We start from the raw sequence: 21,539 nt of genomic DNA, 5'->3' as shown, positions 1-21,539 counted from the left end.
TGAAGGAAAATGAAAGAATGAGTGATTTCTTGAATGTAAGTGTCCCGGTTCTGTCATTCAAAATTCTTTCATCCAATCCTTATATCACCCCCCCTGAGTGGCTTTGATGACTATGACCTGATCGCCTGGGTTTAACAGATAGGTGTCCCAAACCGATTTGGAAATGATGGTTTGGTTAACGGCTATAGCAATGCCATTTGTCTCCGTTGAAATAACAGCAGTAAGCATCTGTTCGATAGAACACGATTCGTTAAGTTGGTAGTTTTGATTGTTTATAGTTACTTCCATATTTTAAAAAATTGGAAAAACTATAGAGATTGCCCCAGAATGGAGGTCGAAAAGACAGCAATTATAATTGCTTTCACTTTTCCCTTCGGCAGTACTAACTGCATCAGGTTCAAAGGGTATTTCTCAGCACGTAGGCACCCCTAAAGTTTTTTTGTAAATATAGGTGATTAAATTTTTAATGCAAGCAAAAAATGATATAGATAAAATCTATTGATTGCTATTGGTAATATCATTGTCATTCTGAACGCAGTGAAGAATCTTTAAATGATTAATGCAAAAATCATTAAATAAAAATCCTTCGTTATACTACATTGACGTTATTTTGTAATTACCTATTAATGAGCAGAATGCGGCATCATGCATTTCCGTATAGCTAGGCCATAGCACCGTATCGCCGTTCTACTTAAAACCGGCCTAATAAATTTTTCGGACTGCACTGTTCTAGCCATAACACTGGCTTTGAAAGAAAAATTTTCAGCCGGCATTTTTTGTTACTTTTTGATGCCAAAAAGTAAGAGCCCTTCGGCGGCGGTGAGCCGAGGCAAGAATTGTGCGAAGGAAAAAACGTCAATCATATTGATTTTTATATCATAAATTATCCCTCAGAATGACAAATTGGAGCGAGTGAGCGCCCAATTTTTGGCTTACCAGACTGCCGACTTCGGACTAAAGACTATGGACTGGCCAACCGCTTTTCGCAAAAAGCAAAAATTCCTTACCTTTGCACCATCACCAAATCACCCAATCCATGTAAGATTCATTTCTTTTCCAAAAATAGATAACAGGCAGAGCGGTTCCGTTGCTGCAATTATTTACCAATAAAAAGAAATTTATGCTTAATCTACAAGGGGCTGGCTATATCCATGCTAATGGAAATTTGCTGTTTTCAGATTTAAATCTCACCATCAACAAACACGAAAAAATTGCACTCATTGGCCATAATGGCGCAGGAAAATCAACACTTTTAAAAATTTTAGCAGGTAAACTTTTGCCAACTGGCGGACATGTTAAGGCAGAATCGATGCCTTATTATGTACCACAGCTTTTTGGTCAGTTTAATGATTTCACCGTCGCACAGGCACTCCGGATTGAAGATAAACTAAAAGCACTGAACGAAATTCTCAACGGAGAAGTGACCGAGGAAAACATGTTTATACTTAATGATGACTGGGCCATTGAGGAACGCTGTGCAGAAGCTTTAAGCTATTGGCGGTTGGAAGATTTAGACTTAGACCAGAAGATGGAAAGTTTAAGCGGCGGACAAAAAACCAGCATATTTTTAGCCGGCATCGCTATCCACCGCCCGGATATTGTTTTACTGGATGAACCGACCAATCATTTGGATCTGGAAGGCAGAAGCAGGTTATACGATTATATCCGATCAACCCGGACTACTTTAGTAGTAGTGAGTCATGACCGTACTTTATTGAACCAAATTGAGAAAGTTTGCGAATTAAGTTCGCATGGAATAACCCTTTACGGTGGAAATTACGATTTCTATGCTGCCCAAAAGAAAATTGAAAATGAGGCGTTGAATCATGATCTAAAAGCGAAGGAAAAAGCACTCCGTAAGGCTAGAGAAGTAGAAAAGGAATCACTTGAGCGGCAACTGAAGCTTGATGCCAGAGGCAAGAAAAAACAAGAAAAAGCGGGATTGCCGACTATTTCGATGAATACGTTAAAAAACAACGCAGAAAAAAGCACGGCAAAGTTGAAAGGTGTACATGCCGAAAAGCTTGACCATATTTCTTCTGAATTAAGCCAGCTCAGGTCTGTACTGCCTGATGCAGATAAAATGAAAATCGTTTTCGACCAGGCTACACTGCACAAAGGAAAAAGTATTGTGGAGGCTAAGGAGCTCAATTTTGCTTTTCGAGATCAGTTACTTTGGAAGGAGCCGATTAGCTTTCAGGTTTTTAGTGGTGAGCGTTATGTCATCAAAGGTAGAAACGGATCGGGAAAAACCACATTGATTAAGCTTATTTTGGGGCAGCTGCAGCCCTCAACAGGCAGTTTAAATCGCGCGGGTATTAGCTTCATGTATATTGATCAGGATTATTCCCTGATCAACAATCAGCTCACCGTTTACGAACAGGCCCAGCAATACAACTCGGGCGCATTGCAGGAACATGAAATCAAAATCCGTTTAAACCGATTTTTATTTGGTAAAGCCGATTGGGATAAACCCTGCTCTGCCTTGAGTGGCGGCGAAAAAATGCGGTTAATGCTTTGTTCGTTAACCATCAGCAACCAGTCGCCCGATCTGATTGTATTGGATGAGCCCACCAATAACCTTGATATCCAGAATATAGAAATTTTAACGACAGCCATTAATGACTACCAGGGAACACTTCTCGTTATATCGCACGATGAATATTTTCTTGACCAGGTACAGGTAGAATATACCATACATCTTTAAAATAAATATATAGCCTTATCTTCGTCTGAAATTATTAACCCAGTACACCTATGCAAAGCCTGTCAGCATTAAAAAACGGAAAACTTAAAGGAGCGGTTTCGTTAAAACTTTCTGAAAACTTAACTGAATTCCCTATAGAAATATTCGATTTGGCTGATACATTGGAAGTACTGGATTTATCATCTAATCAATTAAATTCGTTGCCAACAGATTTCGGCCGGTTAAAAAAACTGAGAATTTTTTTCTGTTCTGAAAATCTTTTTTCGGTTTTACCAGAAGTACTGTCCGATTGCCCTGCTCTGGATATTGTGGGTTTTAAATCCAACCGGATTGAAGTCGTACCGCCAAAGTCGATCAACCCGAATTTACGCTGGTTGATCTTAACAAATAACAACATTGCTGAACTACCAAAAGAAATTGGCCTTTGCAAAAGGATGCAAAAGCTGATGTTATCTGGCAACCGTTTATCTACACTGCCTGAAGAATTGAGCAATTGCCAGAATTTAGCATTATTGCGGATTGCGGCGAATAAACTCCACGAATTACCGCAGTGGATTATGCAACTGCCAAAACTATCATGGATTGCATTTTCTGGGAATAATTTTAGTAAAACACCAGCTGTTGAAACACTTTCATTGATCAACTGGCACGATTTGGAAATCAGCCATTTGTTGGGCGAAGGGGCATCAGGCATGATTTCAAAGGCCTATCAGGCAGTTGGCAATGAAAAGCAAGAAGTAGCGGTTAAAATATTTAAGGGCGATGTAACAAGCGATGGTTTGCCGGAAGACGAAATGACAGCTTATATCGCTGCAGGTTATCACCCCGGCCTGGTTAATCTGATCGGGCAGGTTGCTTTACATCCGGAAGATAAAAAAGGACTGGTAATGGACCTGATTCCGCATCATTTTTATAATCTTGGCAATCCACCAAGTTTAGAAAGCTGCACCAGGGATGTTTTTCCTGCTGATCGAAAACCTTCTGAAAAACAGATTATCAGTATCGCTAAAACCATTGCTTCGTTAGCAGCTCAACTACATGAAGCAGGCATTATGCATGGCGATTTATATGCACACAATATCTTGATTGATGATGAGGGCAGCACGCTGTTCGGTGATTTTGGGGCAGCAAGCTTTTATGATAAAACAGCTAAAACTGCAGATGCATTTGAAAGAATAGAAGTTAGTGCTTATGGATACCTGCTGGATGATTTACTTTCTTTAAAAAACGAAGAGGTAAGTGAGGAAGTTTATAAAATGATCAGTGAACTCAGAGATGCCTGTTTGGCTACGGCGCCTTTAGACAGGCCTGGTTTTCAGGAGTTGGTTGATGCGTTCCGATAGAAAAATCGTCATCTCGACTGGAGCGCAGCGAAACGGAGAGATCTTATAATCAAGTTAAAGATTTCTCCGCAAGGTCGAAACGACGATTACTTTATAAAAAATATCAATCCTGCTGTTTTTTTGCCCAATCCAATCTTCTCTGATCAGGTGTAGTTGTAACCTTAAAATTTTCGAAGGTGGCGTTAAAACCTTTACCATCCGGACAGGCGGCTACCAACCCGACCATTACAGGTGCGTTATCTTTAAAATAACAAGTTCGCAACATGGTATATTTTTTATCATCCAGCGAGTGGAAAATCTCAACTGCATCCAGTTTTCTAACCGCTTTCATCCAGATTGATGCAGGTGCTTTTTCCAGTTCTACCACGCTCCAGTCACTCGTTTTATGCGTGACAACGGCACTTACATTTTGTTTCCCGTTAACAAATTCTACTCCCGCTTTTATCCACTCTTCTTCATTAATGCGAAGCATCAATCCCATCTGATCAAAAGTAGTTACATAATTTCCGGTAATTTTTACCTTCACCTCAAACTCGCCCCCATAAGTAGCATAGTAAAATGGTGCATCATCAACCGTAAAACCATAATGCGAAATGCGCCAATAATCGGTTTTTGCGGGCACGAACATGCTGAAGGTATTTTTATCTTTAATCTCCCATTTTTCGGGTTCGTTAAACCAGTTCATTTTGGCTAAACTCTGGGCATAGGTTTTGGCGCTCATTAAAGAAAATAGTACCGCAATTGTGGCAAGTGATTTAAGTTTCATTTGTGTGTTTTGTATGTGGTGTGATGCAAACATAATGCAGGAAAAAATTTTGCTAAAGGACATACATCACTATTTTAACGTGATGATTATCACACCAGCATTTGGTTAAAATAAGTTTATCAGGTTTAAAAATCTTGAATAAACAGTACATTTGTTTGCATCAGAAACATGGAATTAGATTTTTTACGGACACACATCCATCAGATCGTTTGTTTAACAGATGAAGAATTTGATCATGCTACATCTTTTTTTACCAGGCGGAGATACAAGAAACACCAGTATATTATCCAGGCAGGTGATGTGGCCAGTCAGGAACATTTTGTAGTGAAGGGCATTGTAAAATCTTCTTATACCGACCACGAGGGAAAAGAATACATTTTACAGTTAGCCATGGAAGAGTGGTGGTTTTCCGATCCAAATGCTTTCAATACAGGTATGCCTGCTACTTTAAATGTAGACTGTATAGAAGATACGGAAACGCTTTCTATTTCATTTGAAAATAAGGAAAAACTCTGTGCCTCCTCTCGCAAGATGGAGTATTTTTTCAGGAAAAAATATACCACAGGCAATATGGCCTTACAAAAAAGGGTATTGGCTTTATTGAGCAACAATGCCGGCGAACGTTACAAGCAATGGCGTAACCAATACCCTTCTCTACAAAAAAGGATTCCGAAAACCCTTATTGCATCTTATCTTGGCGTAACCAGAGAAACTTTAAGCCGATTATCGCTTTAAATTTCAGCGTTCTGTTTGGTTCTGCTTTTACCACGAAGGTTACAAAGAAAAGGCACGAACAGTGGGGAGCATATTGAAGATGATCGCACGACTCTGCTGATCAGATCAAACTCAAAGTTCTGGCGCAACTAATCAGAAAAACCAGTTTAAAAACACACTACTTCCCAAAACCGCGACCAGGTTTCGCCTGCCCCAAGTTTTATGATCCCCTCTTTGCCGGATAGCTCCTGGTTGTGGTTAACGCCATCAGCAACTCCGCACCAGGGTTCTAAACACACAAATGGTGCATCGGGTGCCGCCCATATCCCAAAGAATGGAAACTCCTCAAAATTGAAGTGCAGGCCGTTATCGTTTTTGGTGTTCAGTAAACTAATGCTGTTGCTTTGCAGGTTTTTAAAAACCAGTGCATCGTTATAGAACAGCTCATGTGTAAGCTTCAGCTTATGCGCATTAAGCGCTATATTTTTGGTTTCGTTGGTTACCAGTCCATCCTCCAGTTTCCAGAAGGTTAATTGCTCATCAGCATTAAAAGCGAGGTAATAATCTTCGTAAACGGTATCTGGCGTGTTGGGTACCGCAAATGCCGGATGTGCGCCAATAGAGAATAAAAGTTCGCTCGTGCCAGTATTCTTTACCTCGTAAGTTAATTTTAACTTTCTGTCTATCAGTTGATACTTCAGTTTAAGCTCAAAATAAAACGGATATGTTTTTAAGGTGTCAGCATTTTGGGTTAACGTGAAAATGCCCTCGCTTCCACTTATCTTTTCAAAATTAAAAACATTGTCCCTGGCAAAACCATGACGGGGTAATTCGTAGTATTTACCCTGGTAAACGAAGCTGTTGTTTTTTAATGAGCCAACAATAGGAAATAGTACCGGGCTATGTTTTGCCCAATATTTTGGGTTGGCATTCCATAAATATTCAAGTTTGGTTTCTTTACTAAATAAACCTTGAAGTTCTGCGCCTTTAGCCGCCAGGCTAACTTTTATATAATCGTTTTCGAGAGTTATCATTACAGGTTAAAATTAGCAAAATTTGTGCTTTGAAAATACATTTTATTAAAAATCAATCCCATCAGATTGGATTTTAGCGTTAGGCGTTTGGTGCAATTATAACATCAAACGCCCAACTCCAGACTAGCCTTTCTCTTCCCAGATACACGCAATGTTAACAATGGTTTGTACAGCCTTTTCCATATCCTGTACGCTTACCCATTCTTGTTTGCTGTGAAAAGCATGTTCTCCGGCAAAAATATTGGGACATGGTAAACCCATATAAGAAAGTCGTGAGCCATCAGTCCCACCACGAATACTTTGTTGTTTAGGTACTACACCAGCTCGTTCAATCGCCTCAATACCATATTGTACAATTTTAGGATGCTGATCCAAAACCTGTTTCATGTTGCGGTATTGTGGTTTAATATTAAGCTTGTAGCTGGATTTTGGATAGTTAGTCATTACTTTTTTTACAGTTTCTTCCAAAAACCGGCCATGTGAAACTAAGTTCTCATCGGTAAAATCCCTGATGATGAAATGTGCCTCTGCCTCTTCTACCTGTCCGTTGATACTTACCGGATGAATAAACCCTTCTTTCTGGTGCGTGGCCTCTGGTGTAAGGGCATCTTTTGGCAGTGAATCTAAAATTTCGGCAAGAATCTTAATTGCACTTTCCATCTTTCCTTTTGCAAACCCCGGATGTGTACTTACACCATAAATTTTAAGGGTAGCTCCGTCGGCAGAAAAAGTCTCATCTTCGATTGATCCGAGTGTTTCCCCGTCAATGGTATAACCAAAATCGGCACCTAACTTCTTCAAATCAACTTTGTCTACGCCTCTGCCAATTTCTTCATCAGGGGTAAAAAGAAGCTTTATGGTTCCGTGTTTTACCTCTTTGTTTTTCATTAAAAAGGCCGCTGCTTCCATAATTTCTGCTAATCCTGCTTTATTATCTGCACCCAATAAGGTTGTTCCGCTGGCGGTAATAATATCATTGCCAATCTGTTGTTTCAGGTCTTGGTGTTCAGCAAGTTTGATTACAATGTGGTTATCGTCTGGCAGAACCAGGTCTTGTCCCTGATATTTTTCATGAATAATCGGTTTAACATTTTCTCCGCTACAATCAGGCGAGGTATCCATGTGCGAACAAAAGAAAATTACGGGTAATTGTTTATCTGTATTTGATGGGATGGTTCCATAAACATAGCCGTTATCGTCCATTTCGGCATCAGAAATTCCAATTTCCTGCAATTCCTCAACCAATACCGCCGCTAAGTTTTTTTGCTTTAAAGTTGAAGGGCAGGTAGGAGAATTTGGATCGGATTGGGTATAAATTTTTGCATATTTTATGAACCGCTGTTCAAGCGATTTGTTAAAGTTGGTGTATGTGCTCATAATTCAAAGGTAAAAGTTATAGATATCCGATAATCATCTTATTTTTGTAAAAAAGATATGATTTTTTATTCATTGAGAGCGACTTATATAACCTTTCTGTTTGTTTTTATTGGAAGTTTTTCCTTTGCTCAATCCAACTATTTCAAAATGTCTTATGGTTTTGGTGGTGGCATGAATAAATCATATACCGATGTATATGAGGGAGACTATGGGAAAATTGTTTACGGTGTTTTTGATTATCACATCACTCCTTTTTTGACAATAGGACTGGAAGGGCAATACGGAAGGATTAAAGGGGGGATTGCTGTTAAAGATCCATCTGGCCGTTGGTTTGTCAATAAATATACTGCACTTACAGCTAACCTGAAACTGATGTTAGGGGAACTTGTTAATTATCGCCAGGGAGGATTACTGTATAACATGAGGGGGATATATGTCGGCTTCGGATTGGGAGCGATAAATAACAACATATCCAACATTGCAAGGTATCCACCTCAGGCATCCGGTTCTGACAGACAACCCTATGGCGGAGAAGATAAAAGTACTAACCTGTTGTTGCCGATAAATTTGGGTTTTAATTATTACATAAAAGATTCCTATGGTTACATGAGGTATGTAATTAATTTAAATGCACAGTCTAACTTTACTTTTGGCGAAGGCTTAGATGGTTATAATGAGTCGAGACTGAGCGCTAATAATACCTATCCGGACATGTACAATTCCATTACTGTAGGCTTCAGGTATATGTTCGGTAACGTTCGCTCGTACCATAAAACGCTATAAACTCTATTTATGAATAGCATGAGGATATTATTATTGGTTTTTACATTTTCCTTTTCATTAACTTCAATGGCACAGCAATCGCCTTTTGAATTAAGTGGAAAAACAGCAACTACAACATACACTGAAGCCATATCCTATTATCAAAACCTGGCTAAAACGTACCGGCAAGCCAAACTGTTAACCTATGGGCTTACTGATTTTGGAAAACCTTTACACTTATTGGTTTTATCACGTGACCTGGTGTTCGATCCGGTGCAGATCAGGAAGCAAAATAAAAGAATTTTATTGATCAATAATGGTATTCATCCAGGCGAACCAGAAGGGATAGATGCATCGATGATGCTGGCTCGTGATCTGCTCAAAGCAGGTAAATTGCCAAAGGATGTGGTAATCTGCATCATTCCGCTTTACAATATAGACGGCAGTTTTAACCGTAGTGGAACATCAAGGGCAAACCAAAATGGTCCGGTTGCCTACGGTTTTAGAGGAAATAGCAAAAACCTTGATCTGAACCGTGATTTTATTAAAACAGATTCCAAAAATTCGGCAGCATTTCAACTCATTTTTAATATCTGGCAGCCCGAGATATTTGTAGATACCCATACCAGTAATGGCGCCGATTATCAATATGTGATGACGCTTATCCCTACACAAAAAGATAAGCTAAACCCTATACTTTCTGATTACTTAACCAAAACGTTAGTGCCTGATTTATATTCCGGTATGGAAAAACTGGGTTATCCGATGATTCCTTATGTAAACTCGATAGGCGAAACTCCGGAAACCGGGATAACCGGTTTTATTGAATCGCCCCGTTACTCTACTGGTTATACCACGCTGCACAATACCATTGGGTTTATGCCCGAAACACATATGTTAAAATCGTACGATTTACGTGTAGATGCTACTTACAAGCTTTTGAAAACCTATATCCAGGTGATCGAACGGGATGCCAAAATCATTGGGGCAAATAAGAAAAAGGCCGATGAGGCTGTTGCTGCACAAAGAGAATATCCTTTAGCGTGGAAACTAAACAAAAACGATGTTAACGATATCCCATTTAAGGGATTTGAAGCAGGGGAAAAGCCCAGCACGGTAAGCGGCGCTGAACGTTTATACTACGATCGTAGCAAGCCTTACCTCAAAACCATTAAAGAATGGAACAAGTATGAACCCGCATTATCTGTTCAAAAACCTGTCGCCTATATCATCCCAAAAGCATGGGATCGGGTAATTACGCTGCTTAAACTGAATCAGGTTAAATTAAGGGAATTAAAAAGTGATCAGAAAATTGTTGTCGACAGTTATTACATCGGTGATTTTAAAACCGGAACCAAGCCATATGAAGGCCATTACCTGCACTCAGGTGTAACTGTAAATACTGTTCCACAAAAGCTGCAATACTATGCTGGTGATTATGTGGTTTATGTAAACCAGCCAGGCAACCGGTATATTGTAGAAACCTTAGAACCTCAGGCCACAGATTCTTATTTCAACTGGAATTTTTTCGATTCTATTCTAGATATGAAAGAGCATTATTCGGCCTATGTTTTTGAAGATACGGCTACAGAACTGCTAAAAAATAACCCTGATTTAAAAAGTAAACTGGACGCCAAAAAGTTGGCTGACCCTGAATTTGCAAAGAATGGTGCCGCACAACTTGATTTTGTGTATAAAAATTCTGATTATTACGAAAAAACACACAACAGATATCCGGTTGCACGTTTGGTTACAGATGTAAAACTGGATTTAAAATAAGCCCAAATGGAATACTTCAATATAGCACCAGTTGCCTCCTTAATTTTCGTTTTTACCATCATTACCAGCCTTTACGCTTTCTACGATCATTCGATTTATGGAAAATTTATGCTACATCCTTTTAGTGTTTCTAAAGGGCAGAATGTATATACATTAATTACCAGCGGACTTGTGCACGCAGATTGGATGCACCTCTTTTTTAACATGTTTACTTTTTACGCTTTTGCCTTTGCGCTTGAGAGTATGATGGGGAGCTGGCGGTTTGGATTGCTTTACTTTTTGGGTCTGGTATTGAGCGATCTGCCAACGGTAATCAAACATAAAGATAACTTTCACTACAATAGTCTGGGCGCTTCAGGCGCAATCAGCGCGGTGCTTTTTAGTTATATATTGTATAACCCAATGTCTAAAATCTATATCATGTTTATCCCGATCGGGATTCCTGCTGTAGTTTTTGGAATTATATATTTAATTTATTGTGCTTACGCTTCCCGCAATTCAAGGGATCACATCAATCATGATGCACACTTTTTTGGCGCCTTAACCGGATTGATATTTACAATCATTTTCGTGCCAGGTATTCTACAGAACTTTATTGCCATGTTAACGGGTGGTAGATAATTTTCATTAGAAAGAATCGTCATTCTCCTGAAAACTTATCGTGTGGATGCATCGCTGTTAATCCTTTTAGTACACATTCATTAAGTCAGCCGTCATGCTGATCCGATAGATTCTGCGTTACTTTACAAGTAGAAATAATATTTTTTCAATGGCCTTGTAGCTACTTCGTGGTCAGCATCTTTCATGCAGGATATACCCTGAAATGAATTACCTTCAGTGAGCTCGCTAAGGCTGGGTTCAGTGTGACGACTAGAATTTATTACCCTGCCGTAGGCAGATAAGGTTTCTCAAAGAAACTCATTGGCTCATCAGGATTTTTAATAATCTCAAACACGACATAACCCCAGGGTTTCCAGAAGTTTTCCAGCACCTGTGCATATATCTTATGCTGCCAGACATCAAAAAGGGGTTTGGTCATGTTGCCACGAAGAGGCATTGCTTCGATGTATGTAGTGCCTTCAACAGGCATAAAGGTATATTCGGGTAAACGGTTAAAAAGGTAAGCAGAATAATAAAAGCGGGCGCTCAATTCTTCAAATTGCTCGGCGGTTAAAGCTTTTCCTTTTATCTCATTGATAATATCCTGATGGTAGCGTTTATTGGTGCCATTATCCTGTAAACAGGCGATGATCCCAAAATCTTTCATTTTTAACGAGAAGGTTAACGTATTAATCTCATCACGGAAGCTGAATGGTGTTTTTGTGTTTTCCAGTTTTACCACAATGATAGACCATGGCGTGAAATCTTCAAACTCCAGGCTGGTGTACAGGTTTTGCATCATGAAATTCAGGTTGGCAAATTTCATCATCAGCGATTGCGACATGTTTAAACCATCGGCAGTCATTTCTTTACGTAAGGCCGAATGCATTTCAATATATACAAAGCCATAAAGGAATTTGCCAATCCAGTTAAAAAGATCCAGCTCTGGCAGTGCGGAAACAGCATCATAACCTTTTGCAAATGCAGCTTCGATTTTATCTTCCAGTGGATTTAAAAACTGCTCATTGATCTCGGCATTCACCGGAATAACCAATGTATTGTATGAACGGATACTTTCATCCAAAAACTGGATCTGCTCTTCGCCACTTAAACCTGCCTGTTCCAACAACCATTTTGGAAGCAGAGGCACCTGGATTACAGGAGAATTAAATGTTTTTCCGCTTAAAAAGCAGGTTTTGTATAAAAAATCGAAATTTTTGAAAGGATTGTATAAGCCGGTATTCATCGCTGCAATATTAGCCATTATATTTTTAGGGCTAAGTAACGATGTTTTATTTTAACGCAGGGATTACAACCTTACTTAAGGGTTTGCGTTAATGATTACCGCTGCAGATATTGTATTATCAATATAGATTTGTTAATCCCCTGAGCTTGCCTAACGACCTACGTCATACACATTAAGGTGTTTCAACAGGCTCAACATGACAGCATCTGAGGTAAAATCGCCTTATGATACAATTCCAACTTAAGATATTACAAAGCTGCATCCATTAACAAATTAAGGTTTTTTAGCTCCCCTCCTTTTCAAGGAGGGGCCGGGGGTGGTTAAGCTAGTAATTATTGTAATAATAACTGATATCATCCACCAGCTGGTTGTAAATGGGTTTGGTAAATTCTAAAAACAGCGCGTTTGGCGGTGGCGGTAACTGCTCCCTGCGTTTGGTAATGGCTAATTGCGGTTTAGTTAAGGCCCTGTCGTCTCCCTTATAACTGGCCCAGCTATCTCTCCAAACATAGGTTCCGGGAAATTTCTGTTGGTGAACCAGTTTCCTTGTTTTCCAATCAGTAATGCTCATGTCCAGTAAACCGGATGAAGAAATGTTCTTTTCAAAAATACTCAGCGTAGCTTTTACAGTGCCATAAACCGGCTTTTTATCACGCGTTTCGCCGATTACTACGCTATCACGTTTTAGCTTTTCTACCCTTTCTTTTACATAGGTTTGGCCTACCACAAAATCATCAAAATTTAAGCTGAGTACCTGATCTGGAACAATTTTTTGCTCGGTAGCTTGTCTTTCCCCGTAAAAAATAACAAACTTGTTTCTGGAATATTTTGCGATATACTGATCAATCTGCTGTTGAAAATAATCAGCGCTTAATTTATACAGACTGCTGTTAACGATAATCGGTTGTACCACAACCCTGGTTACAGCAGACCAATATGCGTCTTCCATTTTTGCTTTGGCATCTTTATAGTTTGGCTGAAGATTCAGCGTTTTCTCAAATTCGTAATATGCTTTTTTGGCGGCCTGGCGGCTACCTTCTCTTAAATAGCTTAAACCGGAATTATACCTTGCGCCGGCAGCATTATATTTAGCATCAGCCAGTTCAGTACTATATTTTGAAGGGTTCGGAATAATTGCCAAACATGCCGGACAGCTATTGATTTCATCTGCCAGTTGATTGATTTTCTGATAATCGTACATCACCGATTCCCACCTGAATAGATCGTTAGATATTTTTGCTTCCTCAATTTTCCGTAAATGATCTTTTAAAGCTAATTCGTAAGCCATTTTCAATACCTGCATGGCTTCGCTGTTTTTTGGCGAATTTTGCAGCCTGCTTACTGATTTTTGAACAGATAAATCGTAATCACCTTTTTGAAGGGCATTTTTTCCTGTGGTACATCCTCCAACAATTATGAGGGATAAATAAATAAAGTACCTTAATTTTGAGCTATTTTTCATGGCGATGGCGTTATGTTAATAAATAAAGATAATTTTAACACAATAATAACCTTATATATTAAGTAGACGATTGATAATGAAAATTAGTTGCAGGCCTTTTGAATTAACGTTAAAACATCCTTTTTCGATTTCGAAATTTACCCGTACCAGTACGCCCTTAATGTTGTTGAAAATTGAATATGAAGGGGTAACCGGTTATGGCGAGGCATCTATGGTGCCTTATATGGGTGAGAGTTATGAAAGTGCGACAGCTTTTCTGAACCTTGTAGATTGGGACAAAATCCAATTTCCATTCGATTTTAAGGAGATTATTCCTTATTTAGATATTCTGGCTCCTGGCCAGCCGGCAATCAAAGCTGCTATTGATATTGCGCTTAACGATGTTCAAGGGAAACTGTTAAATAAACCTTGTTACGAAATTTATGGTGCAGATCCTGCTAAAATGCCGGTAACTTCTTATACCATTGGGATTGATACGCCTGACGTCATCCGCGAAAAACTGAAAGATGCCGAAGCATTTAAAGTGATTAAGGTTAAGCTGGGAAGAGATAACGATCAAGAAATTATAGAAACGATCAGGAGCATGACCAATGTACCCTTATATGTGGATGCTAACCAGGGCTGGGCAGATAAGATTAAAGCCATTGATTTAATTTACTGGCTACATAACCAGGGGGTGGTATTAATTGAGCAGCCTATGGATAAGACCAACCTGGACGGGAACGCCTGGTTAACCGAACGAAGCCCTATTCCCTTACTTGCGGATGAAGCTGTACAGCGTTTAGCCGATATGGATAGTTTAAAAGGGGCTTATCATGGAATCAACGTAAAACTGATGAAGAGTTGTGGCATGTACGAAGGGCATCAGATGATTTTGAAAGCCCGTTCGTTCGGAATGAAAGTGCTGATCGGTTGTATGAGCGAAACCAGTTGCGCTACTTTGGCCGCCGCCGCTTTGGCTCCGTTATGCAACTGGGCGGATTTGGATGGGCCCTGGCTGACCAAAAACAATCCGTTTGAAGATCCGGCCTTTGAAAATGGAAAGTATATTCTCAATAATTTGCCGGGTTTAGGGCTGGAAGGTGTTACTCCTGATCTTTTTATTTAAGCAGAGTAGAAATGATGAATGACAGGATTATAGAATGATTGAAGATCCTAAGCGATACGAGATAGGTAAATTTTGGCTGGGCACTATCCCTGATATTCACTCATTCGAAACTCCCTCATGCTGTCATTAAATTGCTACTTCTGGTCTTTTTCTTTAAAACTTTTTCTGATGTCTTTGGTAAGTTGATACTTAAAGTAAAATAGACAAGCCGTTGTACCTACCAAAAAACCAGCTGGCAGATATTTGTGGTTATTATAACACCAAACCAGTCCGAAAATAGAAAGAATAATGGCCAGGTTATAGAAAATGTTTAAAGCAAATTTTTTACCCATAGATAGAGGATTTTAGTTTTAAGAGAATTTACTTGCAAAGTACCAATTAGCAATAATCAATTTTCAAACACCATCCTGAGCTGAAATATTCAAAAGGTTTGCTCCTGTAAGGTTTAAGTTTGAAAATTGATCTTTGTTTGTGCTATAAAACCCTTCTCCAATTGATCATTGGAGTTGGTTATTGGTCATTGTTTTCTTGATAATTGGTTATTGAATAATGGTTATGCTAATAAACCGGCATATTCGGATCAAAAGCTGCTTGCCAGGCCAAAATGCCGCCTTTTAAGTTATAAAGATTGTCAAATCCATATTGTTGCTCTAACTGCATAACCGCTGCAGCGCTTCTTTTTCCACTGCGGCACTGGATAATTACCGGCTTATCTTTCGCAACCTTATCGGCCTCAATTAAAATTCCGCCCAAAGGGATGTTCTCGCCTTCAAGATTGGAAACCTCATATTCGAATGTTTCACGAACATCAATTAATTGAAAATCTTCTTTGTTATCGATTTTCTCTTTTAGTTCTTGTACCGATATTTCTTTCATTTTATAAATGTATTTATGCAAATATAGGAAAATCAAATTTACGCTCCCTATCAAAAAAATGCCATAAAATTTTGCTTAAAAGTGTAACAACCGGAACCCTTAGGCGTTTAACTATAAATAGTTACAAATGGACAAACTGAACCGTTTCTTTTGGTTTTGCTCTGGCGCTCACATCCCGACACTGGAAAAATATCCTTCAGAACAAAATAAATATACAGGCATTGGTGCCACCATTTTTTTTACCGGCCTTTTTGCTGCCCTTTCCGGAGGTTATGCCATGTATTTTGTATTTAAAGGTGATGATCTGGCCGTAATTTTTGCCATTGTTTTCGGTTTTTTATGGGGAGCAGCCATCTTTAATATGGATCGGTATATCGTGGCAAGCATTAATAAAAGTGCCAGCACCAATAAGCAGATATTACAGGCTACGCCGCGTATTCTGTTGGCTATTATGATCGGTATGGTTATTTCGAGGCCGATAGAGCTTAAAATCTTTGATAAAGAAATTAAGGAACGCCTAAAAGTAAGTTATTTAAATGGTCAGCGTGCTAAAATAGATACGCTGAACAAAGCATTTGAGAAAAAATATCAGGTAGAATTTGGCCGGTTAAACCAGCAGAAAGCTACCCGCGACTCGCTTGAAAAAGGAATCAAAGCCGACAGGCAAAAGCTTAACTTCGAGATTTTCGGCAATAAAACCACAGAAACATCGGGTGTAATGGGTTATGGGCCATATGCCAAACGAAAGGAAGCAGAGATTGCACAACGTACAGCAGAGTTAGATTCGCTTAAAGCGAACATCAATAAATCTGAAAGTTTTGTAGATAAACGCAAAGAATTCGATGGATTGTTTACTGAAAAGCTGTACACCAAAAAACAGTTGGATAGTTTATCGGATATCGCCGGTTTTGCCGATCGCAACTGGGCATTAGGGCAGCTTAAATTTAATGTGGATGGTACGCGGGATAACAATACCGCAATTGCGGTTACTTTTATTGGACTGTTGTTTATCTTTTTTGAATGTTTGCCTGTTTTTGTAAAGCTGATGAGTGCCAGAGGCCCTTATGACTATGCAATTGCAGACGGGGATGAAGTATCGATTTACCATTCTAAAAAAGATAAGGATTTCCATTTGGAAGTGGCCGATAATATTCATGAAACGAGGGTTGATTCTGAGTCGTCAAAAAAGAAGGAAATCATAAAAGGCAAAGCCTATCGTGATCTCGAAAAATACGATTGGGACAATGAGGGTTAATGATGTAAGATGTAAAATGGATGATGTAAAACGGATGGTGTAGGACGGATTATGGAAGATGGGTTATAGGAAAGGGAATCTGTTGTAACCATCAACCATAGACTATTAAACCATTAACCAATCAACTATCAGTCAAAAATCCTAAATTCACCCCGCTATAAATATAATATGAAAAAAATACTCTTTTTTACCCTTGTAGGGATGACAAGTTTGCAGCTTAAAGCGCAAAACATTGATAAAATCATCACCCGCGAATATACTGATCACCTGATTAAAACCTTAAGCGCTGATGACATGCAGGGGCGTGCAACTTTTACGCCTGGTATTGATAAAGCAGCTACTTTTATTGAATCTGAATTCAAAAAGATTGGTTTACAGCCCCTGGCTGGTGAGAAAACTTTCCGGCAAACTTTTTATAAGTATCAGGTTAGCTCATTAAGTACAAGCGTTAAAATTGACGGACAGGAAATTACACCTGCAAACATAATGGTTACAGGTGTTACCACAGAAAGTGTTACGCTTGATAAATCCAGCGCCACTGTTGTTAAGTTAGACCCCGAAAAGCCTTTTGTAGCGCAGTTCAGGGCCATGCTAAATAGTGATAAAAGCCAGATCGTTTTAGTCGACAATAAGTTTGCTGACCTTTTTAACCGTTATAAAGATCATTTCAGCAAACCAACTACTGTTGATGAAAAAGACGTAAAAGCAACCAACGGCGCTGTACAGGTTTTCGTTTTGGGTAAAGATGCTGCAACAGATTTTTCGGTAACAATTAAAAGTAAGGTAGATAAAATGCCTTTGTTTAATGTGGCCGGGGTAATTCCTGGTAAATCGAAAGCGAAAGAAATGGTCATCTTCTCTGGTCATTACGATCACCTTGGTTTCTTAAAAGCGGTAGATGGCGATAGTATAGCCAACGGTGCCGATGATGATGCTTCTGGCACAACAGCAATGATTGCTTTAGCGAAATATTATAAAGCACAAAAAAATAACGAGCGTACCTTAATCTTTGTTGCTTTTACTGCTGAAGAAATTGGCGGTTATGGTGCCAGATATTTCTCTGAAAAACTAAATCCTGATGATGTGGTAGCCATGTTTAATATCGAGATGATTGGCAAAGATTCGAAATTTGGTAAAAATACAGCCTTTATTACGGGTTATGAAAGATCTGATTTTGGAAAGATTTTGCAGAAAAACTTAGCAGGAACTGAGTTTACTTTCCATCCTGATCCCTATCCTGAGCAGAACTTATTCTATAGAAGTGATAACGCAACTTTAGCGGCTCTAGGTGTTCCGGCACACACCATTAGTACAGATAAAATTGATATTGATAAATTATACCACAGCGTGAAAGACGAATATAGTTCTTTAGATGTAGACAACATCCTTTCTACCATTAAAGCGATTGCCAAGAGTGCAACCAGCATTGTAAACGGTACAGATACGCCAACAAGGATCCCGAAGTTGAAGCAATAAATAATAATGCGATCGTCACCCTGATCCGATAGCTATCGGATTTATTTCAGGGTCTTAATAACAGAAAGATGCTGAAATAAATTCAGCATGACGAGCAGCCAAATGCAACCGCAATAAAAATGGCCAGTGAAATCATCGCTGGCCATTTTTATTTAGAATCTAGTGAAGGTTTACTTACTCAAATACATCGATTTGTCTTTGTAAAGCTTGCGGAAGTAAGGGTCTTCCAGATCTTTGATAAAGCGGATGGCCTCACCAGTAGATTTCATTTCAGGACCTAATTCTTTCGTTACCTCAGGGAATTTCTCGTAAGAGAAAACCGGTTCTTTAATAGCATAACCTTTAAGTTTACGCACAATGGTAAAGTCTTTCAGTTTGGCAACGCCCAGCATTATTTTAGCAGCAATGTTGATGTATGGAACATCATAAGCTTTTGCGATGAAAGGAACCGTACGTGATGCCCTGGGATTTGCTTCGATTACATAAACTTTCTCATCTTTAATGGCAAACTGAATGTTTAACAAACCACGTACATCTAACGCTTTTGCAATTTTAACGGAGTATTCTTCCATGGCCTGAGTTACCTTTTCTGATAAGCTGAATGTTGGCAATACCGCAAATGAATCTCCTGAGTGTATACCAGCAGGCTCAATGTGCTCCATCATACCCACAATATGCACATCTTCACCGTCAGAGATCGAATCAGATTCTGCCTCCTCTGCCCTATCTAAAAAGTGATCAATTAATACACGGTTGCCGGGTAAATCGCCTAGCAGTTTTACAACAGCTTTTTCAAGGTCTTCATCGTTGATTACAATACTCATGCCTTGTCCGCCCAGTACATAACTCGGGCGCACCAATACCGGATAACCTACCTCGTTTGCTACAACGATGGCCTCTTCAGCATTTTCTGCAACACCATATTTTGGATAAGGAATATCCAATTCTTTTAACAGGTCAGAGAAACGGCCGCGGTCTTCAGCAATGTCCATATTCTCGAAAGAAGTTCCAATAATTTTGATGCCGTTTTGGGTCAGTTTTTCAGCCATTTTCAAGGCAGTTTGACCACCTAGCTGAACAATTACGCCTTCAGGTTTTTCTAAGTCGATAATTTCGCGAACGTGTTCCCAGAAAACAGGTTCGAAGTACAATTTATCGGCCATGTTAAAATCAGTTGAAACCGTTTCAGGGTTACAGTTAACCATAACCGCTTCGAAACCCGATTCTTTTGCAGCCAATAAACCATGTACACATGAGTAATCGAACTCAATACCCTGACCGATACGGTTAGGGCCTGAACCTAAAACAATTATTTTTTTCCTGTCAGAAGGTTTTGATTCATTCTCTTCTTCAAAAGTTGAGTAATAGTATGGCGTTTTGGCCGGAAACTCTGCAGCACAGGTATCAACCATCTTGTATACCCTTTTTATGCCTAAAGCTTTACGGCGCTCGTAAACCTCATCCTCTGTAACATTGCCTAACAACCAGGCAATCTGAACGTCAGAGAAACCTTTTTGTTTAAGCGTTACAAAGAAATCCTGAGGGATATTATTTAGTGAGTATCTTTTTAATTCATTTTCAAGCAATACCAATTCCTGAATCTGGTTTAAGAACCATTTATCAATTTTGGTTACCTTACGGATAGATTCCAGCGGTACACCCATGGCCATGGCATCTTTTATCAGGAATAAACGGTTCCATGAAGCGTGCTCCAAACCGTCCATAATCTCTTCAATATTACGTACCTGTCTTCCATCTGCACCTAAACCCGCACGGTTGATTTCTAAACTCTGACAAGCTTTTTGTAATGCTTCGATAAATGTACGGCCAATGGCCATTACCTCACCTACCGATTTCATTTGCAAGCCAAGCTCTTTGTTGGCGCCTTTGAATTTATCGAAGTTCCAACGCGGTACTTTAACAATTACGTAATCTAAAGTAGGTTCGAAATATGCTGAAGTGGTTTTGGTAATCTGGTTTTCAATTTCATCAAGGTTATAGCCGATAGCCAGTTTAGCTGCGATTTTTGCAATTGGGTAACCAGTTGCCTTGCTGGCCAACGCTGATGACCGCGATACACGCGGGTTGATTTCGATGGCGATAATTTCATCGTTTGCCGGATTAACCGAAAACTGAACGTTACAGCCGCCGGCGAAGTTACCAATGGCACGCATCATTTTGATTGCCTGGTTACGCATATCCTGGTAACAACGGTCAGACAGGGTCATTGCAGGAGCAACTGTAATTGAATCTCCTGTGTGGATGCCCATCGGATCGAAGTTCTCAATCGAACAGATGATAATTACGTTATCATTGCTATCTCTTAGTAACTCTAACTCATATTCTTTCCATCCTAAAACCGCTTTTTCTACCAGTACTTCATGTGTTGGCGAAGCTTCCAGGCCGCGTTTTAAAGCTGCATCGAATTCTTCTTTTCTGTGTACGAAACCACCACCAGAGCCACCCAAAGTATACGAAGGGCGGATTACCAGCGGAAATCCGATTTCCTGAGCGGCTTCTTTACCTTCTAAAAATGAGTTGGCTATTTTAGATTGGGCAACACCCACACCGATATCAACCATTAACTGGCGGAAAGCCTCACGGTTTTCAGTTTTCTCAATTGCATCTACATCAACCCCTATAACCTTAACCCCGTATTTTTCCCAAACACCACGTTCTTCGGCTTCTTTACAAAGGTTTAACGCCGTCTGACCGCCCATTGTAGGAAGTACCGCATCAATTCTAGGTAAATCTTCAGAGGCGATATGCTCTTGTAAAATAACTTCTATTGAATCAACAGTCAGCGGGCGCAGGTAAACATGGTCGCCAATAACCTTATCCGTCATAATCGTAGCCGGATTGGAGTTGATAATAGAAACGGTAATTCCCTCTTCTTTTAAAGAAAGTGCCGCTTGCGAACCTGAGTAATCAAACTCACAGGCTTGGCCAATAATAATTGGTCCAGATCCGATAATCAGTACTGAGCGTATGGAAGTGTCTTTAGGCATGATAAAGCTTAAAATAATTAAAATTC

Annotated in this window: 18 protein-coding genes and 1 riboswitch; of the genes, 9 read left to right on the top strand and 9 right to left on the bottom strand. The window is 39.5% G+C overall.

The annotated features are described in order from the left end of the window. Window positions 1–84: 84 nt before the first annotated feature. Complete coding sequence (gene thiS / locus BM107_RS05565; RefSeq protein WP_090981109.1) at window positions 85–288, bottom strand: sulfur carrier protein ThiS; 204 nt, start codon at window positions 286–288, stop codon at window positions 85–87. A gap of 63 nt (window positions 289–351) precedes the next feature. Beyond that, window positions 352–440, bottom strand: a riboswitch (TPP riboswitch). A 680-nt stretch (window positions 441–1,120) separates the two neighbouring features. On the opposite strand from thiS, the gene abc-f reads away from it, so the two are divergent. After that, a complete protein-coding gene (abc-f, locus tag BM107_RS05560) occupies window positions 1,121–2,707 on the top strand; it encodes a ribosomal protection-like ABC-F family protein (RefSeq protein WP_090981429.1) in 1,587 nt (528 codons plus the stop codon). Window positions 2,708–2,757: 50 nt separating this feature from the next. After that, window positions 2,758–4,050: a leucine-rich repeat-containing protein kinase family protein gene (locus BM107_RS05555; protein ID WP_090981107.1), complete on the top strand. Its 1,293-nt coding sequence runs from the start codon at window positions 2,758–2,760 to the stop codon at window positions 4,048–4,050. Between the two features lie 103 nt (window positions 4,051–4,153). Here the strand turns inward: BM107_RS05555 and BM107_RS05550 are convergent, their stop codons facing one another. After that, window positions 4,154–4,816: a DUF1349 domain-containing protein gene (locus tag BM107_RS05550; RefSeq protein WP_167543439.1), complete on the bottom strand. Its 663-nt coding sequence runs from the start codon at window positions 4,814–4,816 to the stop codon at window positions 4,154–4,156. Between the two features lie 168 nt (window positions 4,817–4,984). Between BM107_RS05550 and BM107_RS05545 the strand changes: the two genes are divergently transcribed. Further along, on the top strand, window positions 4,985–5,551 hold the full coding sequence (locus BM107_RS05545) for a Crp/Fnr family transcriptional regulator (RefSeq protein ID WP_090981106.1): 567 nt from the start codon (window positions 4,985–4,987) through the stop codon (window positions 5,549–5,551). A 146-nt stretch (window positions 5,552–5,697) separates the two neighbouring features. Here BM107_RS05545 and BM107_RS05540 read toward each other — a convergent pair whose 3' ends face one another. After that, on the bottom strand, window positions 5,698–6,564 hold the full coding sequence (locus BM107_RS05540; RefSeq protein ID WP_090981104.1) for an aldose 1-epimerase family protein: 867 nt from the start codon (window positions 6,562–6,564) through the stop codon (window positions 5,698–5,700). A gap of 123 nt (window positions 6,565–6,687) precedes the next feature. Next, window positions 6,688–7,941: a peptidase T gene (gene pepT / locus BM107_RS05535; RefSeq protein ID WP_090981102.1), complete on the bottom strand. Its 1,254-nt coding sequence runs from the start codon at window positions 7,939–7,941 to the stop codon at window positions 6,688–6,690. 57 nt (window positions 7,942–7,998) lie between these two features. On the opposite strand from pepT, the gene BM107_RS05530 reads away from it, so the two are divergent. From BM107_RS05530 to BM107_RS05520, 3 genes are read left to right on the top strand one after another with little or no spacing between them, the layout of a single operon-like run. Continuing rightward, window positions 7,999–8,724: a hypothetical protein gene (locus BM107_RS05530; protein ID WP_159435200.1), complete on the top strand. Its 726-nt coding sequence runs from the start codon at window positions 7,999–8,001 to the stop codon at window positions 8,722–8,724. A gap of 18 nt (window positions 8,725–8,742) precedes the next feature. Beyond that, window positions 8,743–10,482 carry a M14 family metallopeptidase gene (locus BM107_RS05525; protein ID WP_244278739.1) on the top strand — a complete coding sequence of 580 codons (1,740 nt, stop codon included), beginning with the start codon at window positions 8,743–8,745 and terminating at the stop codon, window positions 10,480–10,482. Between the two features lie 6 nt (window positions 10,483–10,488). Further along, window positions 10,489–11,103 (top strand): rhomboid family intramembrane serine protease, encoded by a 615-nt coding sequence (locus BM107_RS05520; RefSeq protein ID WP_090981096.1) that lies wholly within the window; start codon window positions 10,489–10,491, stop codon window positions 11,101–11,103. Between the two features lie 259 nt (window positions 11,104–11,362). Here BM107_RS05520 and BM107_RS05515 read toward each other — a convergent pair whose 3' ends face one another. Both BM107_RS05515 and BM107_RS05510 read right to left on the bottom strand, forming a co-directional pair. Then, complete coding sequence (locus BM107_RS05515; RefSeq protein ID WP_090981094.1) at window positions 11,363–12,346, bottom strand: hypothetical protein; 984 nt, start codon at window positions 12,344–12,346, stop codon at window positions 11,363–11,365. Between the two features lie 307 nt (window positions 12,347–12,653). Further along, entirely contained in the window at window positions 12,654–13,790 is a 1,137-nt protein-coding gene (locus BM107_RS05510; protein WP_090981092.1) for a hypothetical protein, read from the bottom strand. A 76-nt stretch (window positions 13,791–13,866) separates the two neighbouring features. Between BM107_RS05510 and BM107_RS05505 the strand changes: the two genes are divergently transcribed. Further along, window positions 13,867–14,898, top strand: a complete 1,032-nt coding sequence (locus BM107_RS05505) for a dipeptide epimerase (RefSeq protein WP_090981090.1) — start codon at window positions 13,867–13,869, stop codon at window positions 14,896–14,898. A gap of 134 nt (window positions 14,899–15,032) precedes the next feature. Here the strand turns inward: BM107_RS05505 and BM107_RS05500 are convergent, their stop codons facing one another. Both BM107_RS05500 and BM107_RS05495 read right to left on the bottom strand, forming a co-directional pair. Further along, window positions 15,033–15,230 (bottom strand): DUF6358 family protein, encoded by a 198-nt coding sequence (locus BM107_RS05500; RefSeq protein WP_090981088.1) that lies wholly within the window; start codon window positions 15,228–15,230, stop codon window positions 15,033–15,035. 226 nt (window positions 15,231–15,456) lie between these two features. Then, window positions 15,457–15,774 (bottom strand): rhodanese-like domain-containing protein, encoded by a 318-nt coding sequence (locus tag BM107_RS05495; protein ID WP_090981086.1) that lies wholly within the window; start codon window positions 15,772–15,774, stop codon window positions 15,457–15,459. Between the two features lie 127 nt (window positions 15,775–15,901). Here BM107_RS05495 and BM107_RS05490 point away from each other — a divergent pair, with 127 nt between their 5' ends. Together BM107_RS05490 and BM107_RS05485 are read left to right on the top strand one after the other, a co-directional pair. Beyond that, window positions 15,902–17,029, top strand: coding sequence for a DUF4407 domain-containing protein (locus BM107_RS05490; RefSeq protein ID WP_090981084.1), 1,128 nt, complete (start codon window positions 15,902–15,904; stop codon window positions 17,027–17,029). Window positions 17,030–17,197: 168 nt separating this feature from the next. Then, complete coding sequence (locus BM107_RS05485; protein WP_090981082.1) at window positions 17,198–18,505, top strand: M20/M25/M40 family metallo-hydrolase; 1,308 nt, start codon at window positions 17,198–17,200, stop codon at window positions 18,503–18,505. Between the two features lie 170 nt (window positions 18,506–18,675). Here BM107_RS05485 and carB read toward each other — a convergent pair whose 3' ends face one another. Continuing rightward, window positions 18,676–21,513, bottom strand: coding sequence for a carbamoyl-phosphate synthase large subunit (gene carB / locus BM107_RS05480; RefSeq protein ID WP_090981080.1), 2,838 nt, complete (start codon window positions 21,511–21,513; stop codon window positions 18,676–18,678). Window positions 21,514–21,539 lie beyond the last annotated feature (26 nt).

The organism is Pedobacter suwonensis (assembly GCF_900111825.1).
Taxonomy (GTDB): Bacteria; Bacteroidota; Bacteroidia; order Sphingobacteriales; family Sphingobacteriaceae; genus Pedobacter; species Pedobacter suwonensis.
This window is presented reverse-complemented; position numbering and strand designations above follow the sequence as displayed.